This is a genomic window from Azospirillum sp. OGB3 (genome assembly GCF_014192915.1).
Classification (GTDB): Bacteria; Pseudomonadota; Alphaproteobacteria; order Azospirillales; family Azospirillaceae; genus Azospirillum.
The window spans coordinates 35,055-56,865 of record NZ_JACHYN010000024.1 but is presented as its reverse complement, the minus strand read 5'-3'; the positions used below and the strand labels follow the sequence as shown (position 1 = coordinate 56,865).

13 protein-coding genes are annotated in these 21,811 nt (G+C 69.6%); 1 reads left to right on the top strand and 12 read right to left on the bottom strand.

All coding sequences use genetic code 11. From position 1 onward, the window contains the following. Positions 1 to 245 precede the first annotated feature (245 nt). From galE to FHW79_RS29110, 12 genes are all read right to left on the bottom strand, one after another. Complete coding sequence (gene galE / locus FHW79_RS29165) at positions 246 to 1,286, bottom strand: UDP-glucose 4-epimerase GalE (RefSeq protein ID WP_183182166.1); 1,041 nt, start codon at positions 1,284 to 1,286, stop codon at positions 246 to 248. A 91-nt stretch (positions 1,287 to 1,377) separates the two neighbouring features. After that, positions 1,378 to 6,135 (bottom strand): glycosyltransferase, encoded by a 4,758-nt coding sequence (locus FHW79_RS29160; RefSeq protein ID WP_183182165.1) that lies wholly within the window; start codon positions 6,133 to 6,135, stop codon positions 1,378 to 1,380. A gap of 89 nt (positions 6,136 to 6,224) precedes the next feature. Continuing rightward, entirely contained in the window at positions 6,225 to 7,163 is a 939-nt protein-coding gene (locus FHW79_RS29155) for an NAD(P)-dependent oxidoreductase (protein WP_183182164.1), read from the bottom strand. After that, positions 7,160 to 7,726, bottom strand: a complete 567-nt coding sequence (gene rfbC / locus FHW79_RS29150) for a dTDP-4-dehydrorhamnose 3,5-epimerase (RefSeq protein WP_094305474.1) — start codon at positions 7,724 to 7,726, stop codon at positions 7,160 to 7,162. Before rfbC ends, FHW79_RS29155 begins: the two co-directional genes overlap by 4 nt. 18 nt (positions 7,727 to 7,744) lie before the next feature. Continuing rightward, positions 7,745 to 8,791: an SDR family oxidoreductase gene (locus FHW79_RS29145; RefSeq protein WP_183182162.1), complete on the bottom strand. Its 1,047-nt coding sequence runs from the start codon at positions 8,789 to 8,791 to the stop codon at positions 7,745 to 7,747. Between the two features lie 58 nt (positions 8,792 to 8,849). Then, on the bottom strand, positions 8,850 to 9,620 hold the full coding sequence (gene rfbF, locus FHW79_RS29140; RefSeq protein ID WP_183182160.1) for a glucose-1-phosphate cytidylyltransferase: 771 nt from the start codon (positions 9,618 to 9,620) through the stop codon (positions 8,850 to 8,852). 496 nt (positions 9,621 to 10,116) lie between these two features. Beyond that, positions 10,117 to 12,660: a glycosyltransferase gene (locus tag FHW79_RS29135; protein WP_183182159.1), complete on the bottom strand. Its 2,544-nt coding sequence runs from the start codon at positions 12,658 to 12,660 to the stop codon at positions 10,117 to 10,119. 17 nt (positions 12,661 to 12,677) lie between these two features. Further along, entirely contained in the window at positions 12,678 to 13,757 is a 1,080-nt protein-coding gene (locus FHW79_RS29130) for a glycosyltransferase family 61 protein (protein ID WP_183182157.1), read from the bottom strand. A gap of 152 nt (positions 13,758 to 13,909) precedes the next feature. Then, positions 13,910 to 15,382: a mannose-1-phosphate guanylyltransferase/mannose-6-phosphate isomerase gene (locus FHW79_RS29125; RefSeq protein WP_183182156.1), complete on the bottom strand. Its 1,473-nt coding sequence runs from the start codon at positions 15,380 to 15,382 to the stop codon at positions 13,910 to 13,912. Between the two features lie 146 nt (positions 15,383 to 15,528). Further along, complete coding sequence (locus tag FHW79_RS29120; RefSeq protein WP_183182154.1) at positions 15,529 to 16,572, bottom strand: rhamnan synthesis F family protein; 1,044 nt, start codon at positions 16,570 to 16,572, stop codon at positions 15,529 to 15,531. A gap of 43 nt (positions 16,573 to 16,615) precedes the next feature. Next, complete coding sequence (locus tag FHW79_RS29115; protein WP_183182152.1) at positions 16,616 to 18,376, bottom strand: class I SAM-dependent methyltransferase; 1,761 nt, start codon at positions 18,374 to 18,376, stop codon at positions 16,616 to 16,618. Between the two features lie 159 nt (positions 18,377 to 18,535). Beyond that, positions 18,536 to 20,002, bottom strand: coding sequence for a DUF2142 domain-containing protein (locus tag FHW79_RS29110; RefSeq protein WP_183182150.1), 1,467 nt, complete (start codon positions 20,000 to 20,002; stop codon positions 18,536 to 18,538). Between the two features lie 192 nt (positions 20,003 to 20,194). Here FHW79_RS29110 and FHW79_RS29105 point away from each other — a divergent pair, with 192 nt between their 5' ends. Continuing rightward, positions 20,195 to 21,700 (top strand): glycosyltransferase, encoded by a 1,506-nt coding sequence (locus tag FHW79_RS29105; RefSeq protein ID WP_183182148.1) that lies wholly within the window; start codon positions 20,195 to 20,197, stop codon positions 21,698 to 21,700. Positions 21,701 to 21,811 lie beyond the last annotated feature (111 nt).

Below are 21,811 nucleotides of genomic sequence, written 5' to 3'. Positions count from 1 at the left end.
CGAAGACACCGGAGAAACCTTCAAAGCGTCCCCTCAGATCGACTTCATTCGACGTGGCTTGCATCATTCGGAGACTCTTTGTTGCGTCCATAGGGGCGATCCAACTTTCTAAAGCCGCTCTTCCGGCCGAGCAAACACGACACGTCCCAAAGGCCGGAAAACCGCCCCAGGCGCAAAGTAGTAAGAGGAACGACCGAATGGATTACGTGGTCCGGCCCGTTCTGACAAGTCCAGAATCGGAGACATTATTTTTTCTCCGCTCCTGTCTCCTTGCCGTCGGGTGACCGGCACCGGACCGCTTCCTGACTGACTGTGTACTCCCGTTGTCGCCACCGCCACGCATCGGCGATTTGCACGTCGAGGTCATCGCGCTGCGGTCGCCATTTCAGCAAGGCGCGGGCTTTCCTGGCATCGCCCACCAGAACCGGCGGATCACCCGGCCGCCGCGGCCCCACCGTCAACGGCACCCGCCGGCCGGTGACACGCTCGGCCGCATCGGCCACCTGTCGGATCGAGAACCCCTGGCCGTTGCCCAGGTTCAGCGCCACGCTGTCGCCGCCGTCGAGCAGATGGCGCAGCGCCCGGACATGGGCGTCCGCCAGATCGGAAACGTGGATGTAGTCGCGCACGCAGGTGCCGTCCGGGGTGTCGTAGTCGTCGCCGTTGACCGTCAGATGCGGAATGCGGCCCAGCGCGGCATCCAGGGCCAGGGGAATCAGATGGGTTTCCGGATCGTGGTTCTCTCCGATCTCACCCTCCGGATCGGCGCCGGCGGCGTTGAAGTAGCGCAGGATCACGGCACGCAGGCCGGAGGCGGCACCGACGTCCATGATCATCCGCTCCACCATCAGCTTGCTGGCCCCGTACGGATTCACCGGCTGCTGAGGGTGATCCTCCGGAATGGGGGTCACCCGAGGCGCGCCATAAGTGGCGCAGGTGCTGGAGAAGACCAGCATCCCGACCTCCGCCGCGGCCATGGCTTCAAGCAGCGTCAGCGTCCCCGCCACGTTGTTCCGGTAATAGCGCAACGGCTTGGCCACCGACTCCCCGACATAAGCGTATGCGGCGAAATGAAGCACAGCCACGGGTTGATGTTCGGCAAAGGCCCGGTCGAGCGCGGCGCGGTCGGCGAGATCGCCCTGCAGCAGCGGCCCCCAGCGAACCGCGTCGCGACGGCCATGCTCCAGGCTGTCGAAGGTCACCGGCAGGAAGCCGGCCGCCGCCAGGGCCTTGCAGGCGTGGCTGCCGACATAGCCGGCGCCGCCCGTCACCAGCACGGCCGTCATGGAGCACCTTTTCCGGTCCCGGCATCCCCGCGTTCGGGATCGCCACGGTCCACTGCCCGCATCCAGCGCGCACGCTTCATCTTCGCCGTCCTCAGACCGTAAGAAGCATGACGAGCTTCTTGTTCTTCCGCAATGTCTCTTCCATGATCCGCAAGTATTCACCCGCCACACGACTTGCATCGAACAGCTTGTCGAACACATAGCGCGCGTTGGCTTTGTGTTCGGCGTAGAGACCGGGTTCCGTCATGTAGCGCAGCATCAATCCCGCGAGATCGCCGGCCTGGAACGACAGCACCCCGCGCAACGGCAGCACCAGGGCGGCGGCGCGCCCATCGGCCGACACCATCTCCGCGATCGAGCCGTTGTCCGTCGTGACCGCAGGAATGCCGCAGGCGAAATACTCGATGATGGTGGACGGCAGGGATTCCGACAGGAAGCGGCTGGGCAGCAGCCCGGCGTCGCACTGCGCCACCACCTCCACCACGCGGGGCATCTGGCCGAGGAAATCGACGGCGTCCAGCCCGGCGAAGCGCTCGGCCAGCTCGTCGGCGTACGGGCCGCCGCCGACCAGCACGAGACGGGCGCGCTTCCCGCCGCGTTGCGCGGGCGGCAGGGCGTTGATGCCGGCCACGGCCTCGATCGCCTCCTCCCAGCCCTTTTCCGGAATGGCGCGCGAGCAGAGGCAGAACACGAACTCGTCCGCGGCCCGCCGCAGCCGGGTCCGGGGCGCCTTGGGCACTTCCGCCGGATCGAAGCCGTTGAAGAGCTGCACGGTCGCCTTTGGCACCGGCAGGCCGTATTGGCTGAAAACCTGGAGGTTGCGCGTCGTGGAGTAGATGATTCCGGAAGCCGATTGCAGCAGAGACGGCACCAGGCCGTGGAACTCCGGGTCCCAGTCCGGATGGGTCATCAGCCCCTCGTAGCAGCCGTGCATCCGCAGGAACCAGGGGACGCCGAGGCCACGGGTGACGGCATGGGCCAAGCGGTCGGCCCACCAGACATGGGACAGCACGACGTCGATCCGATGGAACGCGATCAGGTCGCGCAGCAGGCGGATGCGGTCGGGCCCCTCGGCCAGTTGGTTGGGATTGTGGCCATGGTCGTGCCGGGCGGCCCACTCCGTCATCCCCAGCGTGCCTTCCAATGGCAGGACGCGGTCGCTCACCAGCCCGGTGACATCGGGGTCGCAGAGCGCCGGGCGGGCGTTGACGATGAAGCTGTCGTGCGCTCCGGCCAGGGCGTTGGCCAAGCGGATCGCGGCGGTCTGCCCGCCCCCCACCTCGGCGTCGGGAAGCACGGTCAGAATGCGCAGCCGCCGCGCGGAACCGTCCGGGTGGATGCTGCGGTGGAGGTCCGACAGGACGGACGCGAAGGCGGGGTTCTCGAACATCCCCGGCCGCCGGAGGTCATGCTGCCGGGTCAGCCGGTCGTACTCGTAGGCCGACCAGGCGACGCTGCGGCACTTGGCCTGCGCCGGCACCCGGAAGGTGTGGAACAGCTCCCGCTTGACGGCCAGGGCCTCGCCGATCGCCCGGTCTTCCTTTTCGATGTTGTGCGTGACCGTCTTCGGATGGCGGCGGTGATGGTTCAGGACCTGCGGGACGAAGGCGATCCGGCCGCCCTGGATGGTGTGCGCGTAGAACCACCAATCCCCGCACAGGCGGTATTCCAGGAGCTTCGCCTCCACCGCGCCGGGATCGGGCCGGCGGAAGACGACCGCACTGGCGTTGGGAATGCTGTTCTTCTGGCTCAGCGCCAGAGCCACCTCCTCCTCCGCCGGCACGCAGTACCAGCCGCGCCAGTGCGTCGGGGAAAGCTCGTCCGTGTAGCCGTGATAGTCCGGGGCGTAGATCTCCCCGTTCGGGCCGGCGATGTCCGACTGCGCAAAGGCCAGCTTCACCGCGTCGTCGTAGAATTCCGGAACCACGCGCTCCAGAAAATCCGGCTCGCACCAATCGTCGGATTCCGCAATCCACACGAGGTCTCCGGACACCAGGGAGAAACCGCGCAGCCATTGCCGGAAGGTGCTGCCGTTGTTCTGTTCGTTGACGACGACGCGGAACGGCACCGGAGAGACGGCGGCGTAGCGGCGCGCGATCGCCACGCTGTCGTCCTCGGACCGGTTGTCGATGAAGACGATCTCGTCGGGAAGCCGGGTCTGCTTCAGGATGCTTTCGATCCGCTGCGGCAGATAGGCGGCGTAATTGTAGTTCGGGATGATGACGGAAACCGTCAGCGTCCGCTGTTGGCGGTAATGGAAGGCCTGCGCCAGCAGCTCCTCGAAACGGGCGGCGTACCGGTCCCAGCCGCAGTCACGGGCGATCCGCGCCGCCGTGATCTCCCCCCGGCGCCGCGTGGCCGCCGGATCGGCGAGGAGCCGGCCCAGGGCCACGGCCATCGCGCGCGCGTCCGCGTAGGGGACGACGACGCCCTGCCCGTCGCCCAGCATCTCCACGGCCCCGCCGGCTCCCTCGAAGGCAACGACCGGAAGCCCGTGCGACAGGGCCTCCATGTTCACCATGGGGAACGGGTCCTCCCGCGAGGTGAGCGCGAACGCATCGGCGGCGGCGAAGTAAGGTGCCGGCTCGGCCCGCGGCCCGGCCAGGATGACGCGGTCGGCAACGCCCAGGCGGACCGCGTCATGCTCCAGCCAGCGGCGGAAGCGCCCGTCGTAGCCGTCGCCGACCCAGACGAACCAGGTGTCCGACGCGCGCCCGGCGTCGGCCGACAGCAGGGAATGGGCGGCAAGGACGAACAGGTCCGCGCCCTTGCGCATGTCCACCGTGCCGCAGCCCAGGACGATCCGGGCGTCGGGTGGAAGCCGGAACTCCTCCCTCACCCGCCGGCGGGCGGCGGTGCGGTCGAGACCGGCCGGCGGACGCTCGGTGCCGTTGCGGATCGCCACGACCTTGCCGGGATCGAGCGCGTAATGGGAGACCAGCGCGTCGCGCACGCACTCGGAGGGGCATAGGATTCGGCTCGCCGCCCGGTCGATCCGCGCCACGGTCGCAGCCCCGTCCAGGAAGGCTTCGATCGAGGTCGGCAGTTCGTGCAGCCACGCCAGAACCGGCACGCCCCAGCGTCCGAACATCTCGGCGTACTCCGCGCAGGCCGCCGTGTTGACGACGACCAGACAACGGGTCGAATCCTCGCGGAACAGCCGGGCCACACGATCGATGGCCGCCGCCCGCGCGCCGCCGCCGCCGCCGCCGCCGGCCGCGACGTCCGCGATCCGCAAGGTCGGAACCAGCGCGGCGAACTGCGGCGTCAGATCGCCGTCCTCGTTCACCAGGACCCGGCAGTCCAGGTCCGGCCGCGTGGCAAGCTGTTCGAGCAGGCGCAGGATGCACAGCGGCGCGCCGGTCCGGTTGGCGATGTGGGTGACGAACAGGACCCGGAAAGGCTTCCGCCCGAGCCCGGCCGCCGTCCCTGCCGGACCATCGTGACACCATGGCAGATCCGCGAAGCCTTCCGTCCCGGCGGTTCCGCCGGAACGCCCGCGGTGGCGCAGGAAATGGAGGAAGGGCGGTTCGGCGGAGCCGCGCAGCTCCGGGTGCAGGTTGCGGTAAGCCCCGGGGTCGAAACCGGCGTTCGGGCGGCGGTCTTCGAACACGCCATAGTCCAGGAAATGCGCCAGCGGATCGCATCCCCCCTCGCGCACGTCCGCGTTGGCGTCCAGATAGTAGGCCGGATCGAAGTCGGCGTGCGGCCGGAGCCGCTCCCCCGCGCCGCGCCGCATGTAATGGTCGAGCGGATCGGTCCCGGGCGGCAGGTCGGCCGATGCCGAGGACCGGTAGAAGGCCGGGTCGAACAGCGGATTGGGCGACCGGCCCTCGGCCCGTCCGTTCGTCAGGAAATGCGCCAGCGGATTCACGCCGGCATCGCCGACATCCCGATGGGCGTCGAGGTAGAAGGCCGTGTCGAAATAGGGATGCGGCTTGCAGCCCTTGGCGGTTCCGATCTCGACGTAATGCTCGACCGGATTGAGGCCGGACGCACGGGCGTCGGCGTGGCGTTCCAGATAATAGCGAACGTCGAACAGCGGGTTGGGCTGGCATCCCTGCGCAAGGCCGACCGCCAGGAAATGAGCGAGCGGGTTCACGCCCGGGGCTGCGTCCGGATAGCTGTCCGTGTAGAAGCGGCCGTCGAAATAGGGCGAGGGCGCGCGGCCCTCGGCCGCGCCCTCGCGAACGTAATGGATGAGAGGGTTGTACCGCCGGGCCACGGCCTCGCTTTGCAGAACGCAGGCGGCCTGGGGAAACAGCGGATTCGCGCGCTCCGCCAATCCGGGATCCATTCCCAGATAAAAGCGCACGTCGAACATCGGGTTGGGGTCCCGCCCCTCGAACCCGCCGACGGCCAGGAAATGCACGAAAGCCGGACAGGCCGAAAGGTCCACGTCCGGGTTCCGGCGGATGTAGAAGGCCGTGTCGAACAACGGCGACGGATCGAGCCCCAGGGCGAGCCCGAACCGCACGAAATGGAGAAGCGCGTCGTTCGGCGGCGGCAGGCCATGCTGCCGGAAGAGGCCGCCGTAATGGGCCTCGTCGAACAGGCCCGACACGGCGATCCAGTCCATCAGGGCCGCCTCTCCCGCCGACGGCGGGGCCGGCGGAGCCGCCAGGGTGAAGCGAAGCGCTGCCGCCGCCTGCACCGAACGAACGGCCGCCGCCTCCCGCCGCGCGCGGCCGGTGGTCTCGGCGACCATGTCCATGGCCCGGCGGCGCTCGTCGGCCAGCCGGCTCTCAGACGCCGTGCGCTGGGCCTTCGCCTCGTCCAGTTCGGCCTGAAGCGCCGCGATGCGCGATGCCGCCGCATCCGCGGCTATGACCGGCTTGACGAGTTTCATGAACGTCCGCGACCCCAGCGTCTGTCATGATGGTGTTCGGCGAAGAACAGCCTCAGATACCCTGCGAAAGGCAAGCATCGAGCGCATGTTCAAGCCAGCAGGCCAAACTCCCGGCAATAAGCCGCGATGGCGTCCCAGGCGTCCCTCTCCGACCAGCCGAGCGCCGCGGCGTCCACCCGGTCGGTGTTGATCCGGACCATCGGCTCGCTGAAGTCGGTCTGTTCCATCAACTCCACCCGGCAATCGAGACCGACGCGCGGCCGCAACTCCGCGGCGTAGCGCACCGCGAAGGCTCCCTGGCTCTCGACATAGCCGCTGACGTTCCTGCGGTAGAAGCCCGGAGACTCCGGCAGCTCCGCGCAGAAGGCCGCATAGGACAAGGCGAGCAGATCGACGTGGATGTTGTCCCGGGCGTAGAGAGGCGTCTTCACCGAAGCCGTTTCGCCCTTGCTCCAGCACTTCAGCAGATAGGCGCAGAAGCGCGGCTCCTCGAACGGGCCGAAGGGGTTCGGAATGACGAACTTTCCCATCGGCATGCCGACGGCCGCCGTCCAGTACCGGAAGGTCTGGTCGGTCAGGCCCTTGGACAGGCCGTAGGGGGAGAAGGCGTGCAGGGGCTGCGTGCCGGCTCCTTCGTCCTGCTCGAACACGCTTCCCGTCAGGACGACTCCGCGGGACCCCTGGTCGGCCAGCCGGCGCAGGAGGACCGGCAGGTTGCGGGTGTTCTCGGCAAGGGCACCGGCCGCGTCGAAATCCGGGCTGCGGTAGTTGGTGACGTTGGCCGCGTGATGGCACAGCAGATCCCATCCGCCGGCCTGCACGAGATCAAGGAACCGCGCTTCGCCGAACACGCAGTCGGGCACGATCTCCGCGACCCCGCCCAGGCGGCGCACCCGCTCGCCGCGCACGCCGTCGTACCCCTCCGGCGCGCCGCGGAGGGTGGCGACAACATGGTGGCCGGCCTGATGCAGCGCCCGGGCGATCCAATAGCCCGTAAAGGAGCTGGCGCCCGTCAGGAGGATCTTCATACCAGCCCCCGCAGGCGCTCCACGCCGTGCCATTCCGGATCAAAATCGCGCCAGTTGCGATCCTTGTCCGAAATCTCGGTCGGCGCGATCGGCCATTCCACGCCGAAGCGCGGGTCGTTGTACCGCACGCCCCGCTCGTTGTCCGGACCGTAGAAGGCGCTGACCAGATAGAGCGCCTCGGTGTTGTCGGTCAGCGTGATGAAGCCGTGCGCGAAGCCCTGCGGCACGTACATCATCAGCCGGTTCTCCTCGTTCAGCTCGGCCCCGAACCACTTGCCGTAGGTCGGGGAGTCGGGCCGCAGGTCGAGGAGCACGTCGTAGAGCGCGCCCTTCAGGCAGCGCACCACCTTCACCTCCGCGTCGGGGGTGAGCTGGTAGTGCAGGCCGCGCAGCGTGCCCGCCTTGGCGCTGAGCGAGTTGTTGATCTGCACGAAGCGGGTGCACAGCCCGGCTTCGGCGAACTCGCGCTCGCAGAAGAAGCGGGCGAAGAAGCCACGGTCGTCGCCGCGCTTCTCCAGCTCGATCAGGTGGGCGCCGTGCAGGGGGGTCTTGTGGAACTTCATCGCGTCGGCTCCCGTGGCTCAGCGGATCCAGTGGAGGTCTTCGCCGAGGCGGCCCTCCTCCATGTGGCGCTCCAGCACCTTCAGGCGCATGAACTGCGAGTTGCGGAAGGACGCGTCGCGGAAGTTCATGCCCTCCAGCCCGTTCTTCAGGCCGAGGATGGCCTCGGCAAGCGACACCTGCGGCTGGTGGCCGGGCGCCAGCTCCCGGTACAGCGAGAAGTCGACGCTGTAGGAGCGCTTGTCCGGCGGAGCATCGGTGTTGATGCTGACGCGGGTGCCCGGAATCGCCTCGGCGACGGCGCCGGCCAGATCGCGGACCTGATAGTTCCACTCGTTGCAGCCGGTGTTGACGGCCAGGAACTGGCCCCCGTTGCCGGCCTCGCGATGGATCGCCCAGTCGATCGCGCGCGCCATGTCCTCGACATGGATCAGCGGGCGCCAGGGGGTACCGTCGCTCAGCACGGTGATCTCGCCGGCCGCCAGGGCGCAGGCCACGAAGTCGTTCAGCACGAGGTCGAGGCGGGTGCGCGGCGACATGCCGCAGGCGGTGGCGAAGCGCAGGGCCGTGGACACCATGCCGCCGAGATCAATGGTCTGCAGCCCCCGCTCGGTCGCCACCTTGGAGCGCGCGTAGGCGGTCAGCGGGTTGAGCTGGTCCGTCTCGCGGCGCGGGCCGCCCTCGGCCGCGCCGTACATGCTGCAGCTCGACGCGAAGACGTAGTTCTTCACGCCGGCGTCGCGCGCCAGTTCGGCCGTGCGCACGGCGGCCCGGTGATTGATGTCGTCGGTCACCGCTTCGTAGCGGTTGCCCATCGGGTCGTTCGACACGGCCGCCAGCTGCACGACCGCGTCGACGCCCTCCAGCAGCGACTTCGGCAGGAGACGGGCATCACCGAAATGCTGAACGTCGGCCTGCGCCTCCGGGAGAAGGCCCGCGCCGGTCAGGCAATGGCCGAAGAAGCCGGAATCGTAGCCGATGATGACGGCGTGGGGATACCGGGCGCGCAGGTAACGGGTCAGCACCGGGCCGACGTAGCCCATGTTGCCGGTGATCAGGATCTTCATCGTGCGTCTCTACAGTCGAAGGCGGGGCGTGGGGCTGATCGGGCGGGAAGCGGATGGCTTACCAGCTTTTCCAGGGAGGATTGCCGCCGTTCCAGAGATCTTCCAGGTACCGCTTGTCGCGCAGCGTGTCCATCGGCTGCCAGAAGCCGTGGTGGAAGTAGACGCTGAGCTCGTTGTCCTTGGCGAGGTGTTCCAGCGGCTCGCGCTCCCAGACGGTCGCGTCGCCGTCGATGTAGCGGCCGACCTGCGGCGACAGGACGAAGAAGCCGCCGTTGATCCAGCCGCCGTCGCCCAGGGGCTTCTCCTCGAAGGCGATGACCCGCGTCCCCTCGTAGCGCAGCGAGCCGAAGCGGCCGGGAGGCTGCACGGCCGTGACCGTGGCCAGGCGCCCTTCGCGCTTGTGCAGGTCGATGCCGGCCCGGATGTCGACGTCGCCCACGCCGTCGCCGTAGGTCAGGCAAAACGCCTCGTCGGCCTCGACGTAGGGCAGGATGCGCTTGATGCGCCCGCCGATCATCGTCTCCTCGCCCGTGTCGACCAGCGTGACGCGCCACGGCTCGGCGTAGTTCTGATGAATCTCCATGCCGTTCGCGCGCATGTCGAAGGTCACGTCAGACATGTGCAGAAAATAGTTCGCAAAATACTCTTTAATGAAATATCCTTTGTATCCCAGACAGACAACAAACTCGTTGATGCCATGGGATGAGTACATCTTCATAATGTGCCAAAGTATAGGGCGGCCACCAATCTCGACCATAGGCTTCGGCCGGGTTGCCGTTTCTTCAGATATTCTCGTACCCAGACCGCCCGCCAATATAACCGCTTTCATAGCACACTCTCCTTAAATTTTCCCGCCTCGACTCTTGGCTCTCGTGCTTTTCAATTTTCAGCCATACATGGCCTTATTTGGAAATGAAGAACTTCTTCCAATATACTTTCTGTATTTTTGAATTTCTCAAAGCCCACAATCGGGCCTACCAAAAGTTATTACAGCAGCCCGCCGTTTTCGGTCGGGGCTCCGGCGTTTCGGAAGCATGCGAAGGATGTGTGGACGCCTGGGGATGGTGACGAAGGGGGATTGGCTTCCTTCACCGCGAACATGCGAAGAAGCGTTCTTGCACGCCCCGTCTCCGGCTTCCCCAGTCATAATAGCCTTTGTCATAACCTAGTTACGCCAAGTGCCCTAGGCACCGGCACCATCCGGCATAAAGGTAAAAAATTCAATAAAACAGTTCATGAGTATTGTTAAAATCCAGAAACATTCCCGGCGGATGAGCGGAGAAGCGGCATGATGCCGGCAAGTCATGGCATCGGCCTGCAAAAGGTCACCGCAGGCCTTTCACGCGCAGCAAGGCGGACAGGGCCGCCTCCGGTGCGATCGGCGACACGATGAAACCGTTCGGCCAATGGCGCAGCCGCTCGGCCGGTGCGCCGATGTCGAAGGCGCCGACCGGCAGGCCCAGCCCGACCATCTCATCCAGCACGTAGCAGTAGGTTTCCGGCCAGATCGACGGCAGGAAGACCGCGTGGCAGCCCCGTTCGGCCAGAAGCCTGGGAAGCTGCTCCGGCTCGTAGCGGCCGTTGTCGTGGAAATGCGCCGAATCCAGCCGCCGGTCGATGTTGCCGAACAGCTCGAACTGGACCGGCAGCCGGTGCGCCTCCGCCAGCCGCACCATCCCGGCCAGCATCGCGGCGCCCTTGGCGACGTTGAGGCCGCCGACAACGGCGACGCGGACGACCGGCCCCGGAACCGGCGGAGGCAGGGGCTTCACGGCCACATGGTCGGCCAAGTGAGGGATAATCCGTACCCGCTCGTCCGGCAGCGTGAAGGCCCGGCGCAGAACGGCAAGCGCGCTCCGCGAGAAGACGATGTGGCGGTCGGCCAGATCGAACAGCTCCTGCCACGCCCGGCGGCGGGCGGCCATGTCGAAGTCCGTGCCGGGGATGGCGGCGGCCCCAGGATCGGCCCCAGGATCGGCCCCGGAATCGGATCCGGGATCGACGGCGCTTCCCTCCCGCCAGCGGGTGTGCGCGTTCGCCGGGGCGCAGGTCCGGCAGCGCTCCAGCGTCGGCACGCCGCAGTAGCGGTCCTCGGAATCGATCAGGTTCAACGAGGGGCAGACCGGGAAATAGTCGTGATGCAGCAGCCTCAGCGGCACGACCCGCCCATCGCCGCCCTGCCGGAGCGTCCGGACGAAAGCCATGGCCCTGTCCACGTCCGCGTAGCCGACCAGGGAATTGACCACGATCTCCGAGAGCGGCAGCGCGGAGGCCAGGGCGGCCAGGTCGGCAAGGTCGTTCGCGGGGAAGCGGAAGGCGGTGCCCCCGTGCAGCAGCTCGATGTCCAGCGCGCCTTCGGGCATGCCGAGAACCGGCTCGGCGGTTGGCCGCACCAGCAGGACCGACTGACCCTGCGCCTGCAGGCGCGCGACCTCCTTGGCGCGGAAGGTGGCGGCCCCGCCCGTGCCCGGATGGTCGAACAGCAGCACCGTCCGCGGGCGCCCGGGCGCGCCCCGCATCGCCAGGACACAGGCGGCCGCCGCGGCCCGGATGGGGCGCAGCGGGTCGGCGCGGATGAAGTCCTGCACCTCCGCGTCGAACTCCGGGTAGCGATGCCGGATCACCGCCCCGGACGCCTCGACCAAAGCCGCCTTCTCCGCGCTGGGGAAGCTGCCACCGTGGCGATGGTGGACGTAGAGGCCGGGCACGATCACGTTGGTGAAGCCGTGTCTCATGGCGCGCCGGCACCAGTCCACCTCCTCGCCGTAGCCGCGCCCGAAGGCCGCCCCGTCGAAAAAGCCGATTTCCCGCAGCGCTCGACGGTTCAGGGCCATGCAGAAACCGACGCCGGTCGGCGCCTCGACCGGCGGCAGCCCGGCCATGGCCGCGAAGGCGGCATCGATCTCCCCGATCGGGGCGTCGAGAAACGGCGGGTTGTCCTCCGGCATGGTGGGGAAGCCGCAGATGGTGCCGGCGTTCGTGAACGGGGTGGTGCTGGCGATCGACGGACTCGCCTCGATCGGGCCGACCAGCCGCTCCAGCCAGCCGGCAGGCACCTCCACGTCGGTGTTCAGCAGGACAATGTGGCCGTCCGGGTTGAGGCGGGTCGCCACCTCCATCCCATCGGTCACCGCCTTCAGGTAGCCTTCGTTGCGCGGCTTGACCACGACCGTCACATGGTCGAGCGAGACGCCGAGCGCCACCAGGAAAGCCGTAATGCTGCGGTCCGGGTTGCCGTCGTCGACGAACACGATGCGGTGCCGCGGCTCCACCGTCTCCACCAGCGCGTGGACGAGCGGGGTCAGGAAGGCCTTGCCGCCGTAGACCGGCACGACGATGGACACGGGGGCGGCCAGCGGCGCGGGGAGCGGGGCGGCGGCCGGCGCACCGGCCCCCGGAGCGCCGCCGAACAGGCCGAGCGCCGCGCGCGCGCGGGTCAGCGGCGCCGGCAGGGCAGCGGCGTAGCGCAGGCCGCGCTCGGTCAGGAAGCGGTGCTCCACCGCCGGCACCGCGCGCTCGCAACCCACCTCCCAGCTGCGCAGCGACAGGCCCGTGCGCAGCATCAACGGGACGGCCTCCCGCTCCGCCCCGGCGCTGAGCCGCAAGGCGACGGCGGAGGTGCCCGGCGGCAGCGCCGCCACCACCACGAAGCCCGAACGCTCCGCCATCGGCTCGCCGAGGGCCAGGGCGACGTCCCGCCGGCCGATCCCCCGCTGGACGTGGAGGGCGGGCGGGCGGTTGCCATGGTCGACGACCACGTCGAAGCCGCAGAGGCCGTGCCGGTCGTGGAAGGCCCACCCTTCGACCCGCAGCTCGGTCCCGACCTCGATGCGTTCGATGAAGAACGCGAACGCCCCGTGCGTGGTCATCGCATCATGCTCCCGCTTCAATCCGCGAAAATCCGCTCCCGGTCCCTGGCGGACAGGACCAGGTCGGTGTCCCAGGGCATGACGCCCAGGACGGGGCCGCTCTGCGGGCAGCGAACCTCGGCGTAGTCGAGGCCGCGCAGCGTCGCGATGAACCAGAAGAAGGTGTCGGGCATGCCGGCGGGCGTCAGGGTCACGACCCGCGCGCCGGGCGGGGCGAAGGCGATGTTGGTCATCGCCGCCCCCATGACGCCGACGATCCGCCTGGCCCCCTTGAACAGGGACACCTGCTGGGGCAGCGTCAGGGCGCCCGGGTCGACCGGCGCGTAGCCCCGGGACTGGGCGTGGGCAATCAGATCGTCCTCGCCGACGACGCGACGGAAGCCGGTCGACCGGCGGGTGACGAACAGCCGCTCCGCCCCCGCCGGCGGGACGCGGGCGGCCAGGGCCTCCACGCTGTCGAGGACGAGCGGCGACATGTAGCCGCCATGCTCACTGAGCCCGTCCACCAGCAGCAGGTCGGCGAAGCGCCGGGGCGTGTCGTCGGCGACGATGGTCCGGGCCAGGTCGACGCCCAGCATGGACAGGGAGAAGGCCATTGTGTCGTTCAACTGGCCCGGCGCGTGGGCGACGAGGAAGCGCGCCTCCAGCTCCGGCAGGTGATGGTGGACGAGCTGCGCCTTGGGCAGCATCTCCATCAGCCAATGCCCGTAGTTGCCGATGCCGCGCTTCTTGCACAGCAGGACCGGGCCGCCGGCGTCCGGCTCGGCCGCCGGGCCGCCCCGCCCGATCGCCTCCAGCACCGCGGCCTGGGCCTGCTCGATCTCCCCCATGGAATGCTGGGTGATGGTCTCGCGGTAGAGGGTCCCGTCACGGTCGAACACCAGCCCTTCCTTGGCCACCCACACGTCGGTCAGGCGCAGGACGCGGACCGGGCGCTCCGGGAAACGCCGCGTGGTCCACGCCCATTCCATCGGCTGCAGGACGTCGGGGGGGATCAGCTCCTTGTTGACCACCCGCGGGTAGGCGGCGTCGAATCCCGGCGACATCAGGGACAGGATGACGGCGCCGTCGGGCAGGCTGATCGGTGTCGGGGGCATGCGGCGGGCTTCTTGACGGATTTTCCGTGGCGGAGGCCCATCCTATGGCGTCCCGACGTCAAAAAATCGATGCAAAATTTGAGCGCGGCGCGAACCGCGGCAACCACCTCCTCACAGCCCTGCCCTCACGGCCCCCCGTCACGGCCCCCCCGTCACGGGCGGCCGTAATGATCGTCGACACGGACGATGTCGTCCTCGCCCAGATAGGCGCCGGACTGCACCTCGATCAGGTTCAGCGGCACCTTGCCCGGATTTTCCAGCCGGTGCATCGTGCCCAGCGGAATGTAGACGGACTCGTTCTCGCGCAGCAGGATCTGCTCCTCGCCACGGGTGACCAGGGCCGTGCCGTTCACCACGACCCAATGCTCGGCGCGGTGATAGTGCTTCTGGAGCGACAGGCGGGCGCCGGGGGCCACCGTCAGCCGCTTCACCTGGAAGCGGTCGCCGGCGTGCAGCGACTGGTAATAGCCCCAGGGCCGATGGACGCGGCGATGCTGGCGCGGTTCGTCGCGGCCCTGCGCCTTCAGATGCTCGACCAGCGGCTTGATGTCCTGCGCCCGGTCCTTCGCAGCAACCAGGACAGCGTCCTCGGTGGCGACAACCACGGCGTCCTCCATGCCGAGCAGGGCGACGAGCGCGCCGTCTTCGCTGCGGACATAGCAGCCGCGGCTGTCCCAAGCGATCGCATCGCCGTGGCAAACGTTGCCGTCCTCGTCCTTGGCGCCGATGTCCCACAGCGCCGACCAGGCGCCGACGTCGGTCCAGCCAATGGCGCAGGGCACCACGGCGGCCGCGTCGGTGCGCTCCATCACGGCATGGTCGATGGAGATGGACGGGGCGGCGGCGAAGGATTCCTCCTCCAGCCGGAAGAAGTCGAGATCGGCGCGCCCCGCGGCGAGCGCGGCGCGGCAGGCGGCGAGCACGGCCGGCTCCCAGTGCTCCAGCTCCTCCAGATAGCGGCGCGCGGGCAGCAGGAACATGCCGCTGTTCCAGAAGACGTCCCCCTCGGCCAGGTACCGCTCGGCCTCCGCCCGCGGCGGCTTCTCGACGAAGGCCGCGACGCGGTAGGCATCCTTGTGCCCGTCCAGGGGGAGCCCCCGGCGGATGTAGCCGTAGCCGGTCTCCGGCGCGGTCGGCACGATGCCGAAGGTGGCGAGCCGGCCGGCGTCCGCCGCCCGCGCGGCGACGCCCACCGCCTCCAGGAAGGCCGCCTGGTCCTGGATGACATGGTCGGCCGGCAGCAGCAGCAGGCGTCCGTCGGGGTCCTGCTCCGCGACGATCAGGGCCGCGACGGCGGCGGCGGCGGCGGTGTTCCGGCCGACCGGCTCCAGCACGATCCGCGCCCCGCCCGGCACGCCTTCCTGGCCCTGGCCGCGCATCGGCCCGACCTGCCGCATCTGTTCGGCGATGACGAAGCGGTGCTCCTGGTTGCAGACGACCAGCGGCGGCGCGAAAAGCGCCGGGTCGGCGACCCGCAAGGCGGTTTCCTGCAGCATGGAGCGCTCCGAGCACAGCGGCAGGAACTGCTTGGGATATTGTTCCCGCGACATTGGCCAGAGCCTGACCCCGGAACCGCCGGACAGGATGACGGGGAAGATGCGGGCGTTATGCGAAGTGTTGGTCATGATCGCCGATCGTGTGCGTCGCAAGGGACCACCGCCCGACGTGCCGTGCGGCAGCAACCCATTGTGACTACGAGAGGTCTCTGATTCCTGTCAACTTGGCCAAAGTGGGTTCTCCTTTCAGCGCCCCGCTTGGCGTCGGCACCGCGTCAAACGCTGCGGTTCTTCAGAGACATCTCCAGATGGCGCAGGATGAGGTCGGTGTCGTAATCGGTGGAACTGCGGACCACCCGTTCCCAATAGTTCAGCAGCGGGATGTGCGCCGGGTTCTTCTGCAGCAGGTCGCGCTTGATGAATGGGAACTCCATGCGGGCGATCAGGTAATCCCAGAAGAAGTGCGTCCCGTTCAGCGGAACGCCGGCGTTGATCGTGTGGAAGACCTGCTGGATGAACCGCTTGCGCACCGGGTCCTGCAACGCGTCGCCGGTGACGTTGCCCTCCACCACCGCCTCGATCAGGGCGGCGGCGGCCTGCCGGTACGGGAAGGCGGCCCGGCAATGCAGTCCGGACCGGCGCAGCGCGCGGGTCAGCCCGATCTCGTACTTGCGCACGATCCACGTCTTGGACTGGACGTAGCGCAGCTGCCGCCAGAAGGCGGCGAAGGCCGGCGCGGTCAGGGCCGCCTTGTGGAACAGCAGGAAATAGCTCTGCAGATGGAAGGAGCGCTCCCAGCTGTCGGACGCCCCCCAGACATCGGCCTCCTCCGGGCCCATCCGGTCCAGCAGGCTGCCCAGATGGTACAAGGGGCCGTAGACGCTGTCGTTGGCGAGCAGCAGCATGTCCAGAGCGCCCAGATCCGGAACGGCCGCGATGCCTTCCTTGTAGGCGCCGAAGTCGTAGCCGACGTTGTCGCGCCGGATGACCAGGGCACAGATCTCCTGCAAGGCCTCCACCTGCATCAGGCGCGGCGCGTTGCTCACGAAGACGATGGCGAAGCCGATGTCGTGGAGCTGGCGCAGGTAATGCCGTACGAAGTCGTGGACCACGCCCTGCCGGTCGTAATGGACGAACACCACCACCCGGCGCGCGCCAGCCAAAGGCCGGTGCCCGTCCCAACGTTCGTGCACATAGCTTTCCTTGCGGAAGAAACTGGCGCCGTAAGAGAAATAGCCCCCCAGCAGCTTGATCTGGGCGATCATCCAGAAAAAGCCGATGCGCACGCGCGTAAGAAGACGGGCCAGAATGCTTGTCATCGGGACGGTGCCATCCTTGGCGCGGTCAAAAACGGGAGCGCGGTCAAACGGGAAGCCGCTGGGAGCGGGCCAACGCCCCGGCACGGTCGCGCAGATCGTCCGGCACCGCCGGCAGGCCCGGGGCGGGGGAGAGGAGGCCACGCAGCGCCTCGGCCGCCTGGGGCTTCTGCCCGGCGGCGGCCAGGGCCTCGGCCTGATGGTAGAGCGCCGGCCACAGCAGCGGGGTAGCCGGCTCGCGGCTCGCCTCGGCCGCCTTGGCGAACCATCCGGCGGCCGTCTTGAGCGCCTTGCGATGGTTGAGGGACAGAATGGCAAGCGCAAAGGCCGCCGAGGCCGTCTCCGCCGCTCCCCACTGCGAAAGGTCGTCCTCGACGTCCCGGGCGAGGCGGTCGGCGGCGGCGTAATGGCCCAGGTTGACCAGATCGATGAAGGTCTGCCGGCGCAGGCCGGTCAGGATGGCGGGCGGCATGCGCTCGCCCAGGATCGAGCTGGGCTCACGCGACAGGCGTTCGATGCCGGTGGCGGCGGCAAGCGGGTTGCTCCAGGCCAGGATGCCGGCGGCGTGGCCGCGGGCGCGCCAGGCGAGGTCGTCGGTCTCGCCGTCGTCGGCGCCGGCCGCCTGCAGGGCGGCGCGCGCCCGCTCGCCGGCCTCGCCCGCCGCCTGGAAGCAGAGGCGCGCCCGCTCGCGGTCGTCGTCGTGCAGCCAGGCCGCCATGCCCAGGCAGTAGAGGATGCCGCACAGGCTGAAGGGAGCGCGGTCGTGGAAGCCCGCGATGTCGGCCGGCCAGTCGGCCATCGACGGCAGGGCGTCCGGCTTGTCCAGTTCCAGGCCCCAGCGCGCCCGGCAGGCCTCGAGCACCGGAACCGCCGCCTCGCGCGCCTCGGCGAAGCGGCCGGCGTGGGTCAGCTCCTTGAAGCGGCGGTAGCGCAGGCCGAGGCCGAGCGGGGTGTCGGCGGCGACGGTCCTCGACCGTTCGGCGAGATAGTCGAGGTAGCGCGCCCGGTCGAACCGGCGCGACAGGTCGGCCGTTCCCTCCGTCATCGCGGCGGTGGCGCGCAGCGTCGGCCCGTGCTCGGACACCGAGACGGCGGTGAAGCCGGCGCGGCGCAGCAGCGCCGCGAAGCCCTCGCGGCTGTAGAGCGTGACGTGGTAGCCGGGGCTGAGCAGCGGCACCAGGACGCCAGCGGGGGTGTCGGGTGCGATTGCGCCGGCGTTGGGCGTGGTCAGCAGCAGCGTGCCGCCCGGCGCCAGCACGCCGCGCAGGATGGACAGGAAGCCCAGCGGCTCGAAGATGTGCTCGACCACCTCGGAGCAGAGGACAAGGTCGAAGGGGTCGGGCCCGGCGTCGGCCGGCGTGCGCAGGTAGATGGACGAGATGTCCAGCCCCAGCAGGTCGCGCCCGGCGCGGGCGGCGAAACCGGGGTCGATGCCCTGGACCGACCAGCCGAAGACGGTCCGCGCGACGTCGAGCGAGAAGCCGAAGCCGCAGCCAATCTCCAGGTAGCGGCGGACCTTGGACGGGTCGATGGCGGCCAGCGGCTCGGCCATCACGTCGATGCCGGCCCCCTGCTCCAGGTAGAAGGCGAGCGCGGCGTCGGTCGCCTGCGCGGTCTCATATTCCGGTTGCTGGAGCGTCGGGAAGAAGGCGGTGCCGCAGTGGCCGCACAGGGCCAGGGGCAGCAGCGGGTTGGGCGGGACGGCCGACTGGACGGTCAGGCGGACGGACTTCGGGCTGGCGTCGGCACAGGCCGGGCAAACCGCGTCGATGGGCGCGGCGCTGCTGGTGTTCCAGTCGATGTGCATCTGCTCACAACCTGCAAGGGGCCCGGATCGACCGGGAGAGGGAGTAAAGCCGCAATAGCAGAATACGCAACGGACAGGCAACCACGCTGACGCCGCGCTCCATCGCAGGCCACCCGTTTCCCGCCGCCCTTCCGATGGCCCACGGCCGTCGGGCGCGCCTCAGCCTCCGCAACAGACGCCGACGGGCCAGAGACTCCGCCAAACGTCCAGAACCTCCATGAGCACGGCCCCACCCAGGGCGAGGGCGGCGGCGAAGAGGGCGAGGCGCAAGCCCCCGCGCGCCCCGGCCGGACTCCAGGCGCCGGCCGCCGCGGCCAGTCCCAGCAGGACCAGCGCGTGCATGGGCAGGAAGTAGCGCCCCTGGACACCATCCACGGTGGCGGCGCCGACCGGCGTGTAGCCGACCCAGAAGGCCACCAGAAGGAGCAGCGCGTAGCCCGGCGCCGGAATCAGGCAGCCGGCCGCGAAGCCGAGGTCGCGCCGCCGCGCGCCGTCGCACAGGGACAGGGCCAGCAGAACCCAGAAGGCCGGCAGCACCCAACGGTCGGACGCGTAGCCGTGCCAGGGCTGGGGATGGCCGCCGTAGCGCCCGTAGCCGTCGCGCCACCACATCACCGCCCAGTCGCGCACCGTGGTGGCGAACACCCGCAGGCTGTCCAGAGGGTCGGCGCGCAGGCCGGCGAGTTGCGCCGCCGGATCGGCGGCGGTGCCCCAGTAGGGGCCCGGGACAAAGGGATAGGCGGCGTTCCACAGCACGGCGACGCCCAGCGCGACGGCGAGGCACAGGCCGCCCAGCCCAAGGCGCGACCGCCAGGAGCCCCCGGCGACCGCCGTGGGCAGGTAGAGAACCGCTCCGGCGAAGGGCGCCATGGTGAGCTTGAGCAGGCCCAACGCCGCCGACAGGGCGACCAGCCCGGCCCAGCCCCCCCAGCCGAGCGGCGCGCCGCGCTCGCGCAGGCGCCAGACCAGGGCCAGCATCAGGATGGGCAAGGTCAGGTTCAGGGGATCGGCGCTCAGCGAGCAGGCGCTTTGCAGGGCCACCGGCGACAGGGCGAGGGCCAGGACGGCAACCCGCCCCCCCGGAAGCGCCCGCAGTATCGTGGCGACCATCAGGGCGTAGACGGCGACATTGCTGACGCGCCCCGCCTGCATCTGGCCGAGCGGGCCCAGCCCGGCGGCGCGCCCCGCGGCGACGCCTGCGGCCTGCGGCAGGTAGGCGAGCGGCGCGAAGCTGGCCGAGCTGGGGAAGGCCACCATCTCCAGGGACCGCGGCTGGGCGGCGAGATGGTCGGACAGGGCCTGGGCCTCCGCGGGATCGACCGGTCCGCGCTTCTGTATCCGGTCGATGTGGTAGAGCATCTGGAGATAGCCGGCCCGGTCGATCGGCCCGCCCCAGGCGTTGGGACCCAGCGTTTCCGCCAGGAGATGCCCATCGGCGATCTGCAGCACGCGCTGCCAGTGGAAGGCCTCGTCCTGGCCGGCGAAGGGCGGCGTCCGTGCCAGAAGCAGCCCGCCGAACAGCAGGCCGTAGGCGATGGCCAGGACCGTGATCAGAAGGGGCTCCAGCCGGACGGCGACCCCCGCCCGCGCGGGGAGCCGGCGGCCGATGGACGTGCCGCTGGACATCTGCCTTATCCTCTTCCGTGATCCCTCGGGCCGGGCCCGGCTGGACAGAAGCACAACGCAGGCTTTCTTGGGAATCGCGAAGCGTCCTCGCCTCGCCACCGGAGGGCTGTTAGAGTGCGCGCCCCCACCCACCCCGACACCACCGCACCGGTTCCGCCGAAGGCCGAGGCCGGTTCCGCCGAAGGCCGAGGAATGTCCGCCACCCTCCTGCATCTCGATCCCGGCCTGCCTCCCCGCGTTCCGCCGCACCGCGACTTGGTCTGGGGCTTTTCCGGATGGGCTCGCCGCCCGGGCGCCCGCTTGCGCGCCGCCGCGGTGGTGGTCGGCACGGCGCGCTTCCCGGCCGCGGAACTGAACACGCTCCGTTTCGACGCCGAGGCCGCGCAACGCCGCCACGGCGTCGAGCCGGATCTGGCCTGCGGATTCTGGGGGCTGGCCACGCTGCCGGCGACCGCAGAAGGCGGGACGCAGAGCGCCATCCTGGCGCTGGAATGGACGGACGGCACGCGGGAGGAATGGCCGGCAGGCCCAGTCGCCGTGGAAGATGCGGCGCCCCCGCCGCCGGCCGGGTCACAGGAGAACGGGACACAACAGGACCGGCCGCCCGAAGGCGGGCCGCTCGTCGCCATCGCCATGGCCACCTACAACCCCGACCCGGCCCTGTTCCGGGCGCAAGTCGATTCCATCCGTTCCCAGACGCACGAACGCTGGGTGTGCCTGATCGAGGACGACGGTTCCGACGATGCCCACTGGCGGGACATCCTGGAGGCGACCGCCGGGGACGATCGCTTCCGCCCGGTGCGCAACGGCGTCAACCTCGGCTTCTACCGCAACTTCGAACGTGCTCTGGGCCGCGTCCCGGCCGAGGCGGACTTCGTCGCCCTGGCCGACCAGGACGACCGCTGGGCTCCCGGCCGGCTGGCCGCCCTGGTGAGCGCCCTGGCGGATGGCCGGGCGGGCGGGACCGTCCTCGCCTTCGGCAACATGAGGGTGGTGGACAGCGCCGGCCGGGTCGTGTCGGAGACCTTCTGGCCCGGCTTGGACAGCCGCCACGACAGCCTCGACGCGCTGCTGATGGCCAACGCCGTCACCGGCTGCGCCTGCCTGTTCCGGACCTCGCTTCTGCGGCTCGCCCTGCCCTTCCCGGCGCTCGGCCGGGGCGCCTACCACGACCACTGGATCGCCTGCTGCGCCGCGGCGGAGGGCACGATCGCCTATCTGCCGCAGTCGCTGGGCGACTATGTCCAGCACGGGGCCAACAGCCTGGGCTACCGGCGCCGCCCCGGCCTGCGGCTGGCCGCCAAGCTGGCCGCCGCCCTCGCCCTCGCCCCGGCCCTGGCACTCGCAGCCCAGTCGGCGACGGCCCGCCGGCGGCTGGCCAAGCCGCTGCACCTGCTGATCGGCCTGCCGGATGCCGAGCTGGTCTGCCGGGCCGCCTTCGCCGAAACGCTGCGCCGGCGCGTCGGTCCGACGGAGACGCCGGGGGCCGGACCGGAGAGCGCGGCGCAGCGGACAGCGGTGGACACCTTCCTGCCCGGGCCGCGGCCGGGCCGCCGCCTGCTGGCCGCCCTGCTGCGCCGCGCGCCGCGCGGGCGGGCCTTCCGCGGGGTGGCGGCACGCCTCCTCACGGGGCTGGCCATCGGTCGGCTGGCGGGCCTGCTGGCGCGGCTGCGCCCTCCCTCCGGAGTGGGACGGTAACAAAACTGGGCGAACCCGCCAAAGTTCTTGGCACACTGGCTCACGTTGCGGTAAGCCCGGCAACAGCCCGTCTTGGTTGTTCATCCGGCCTCTCCATCCGCCTGTTCGGAC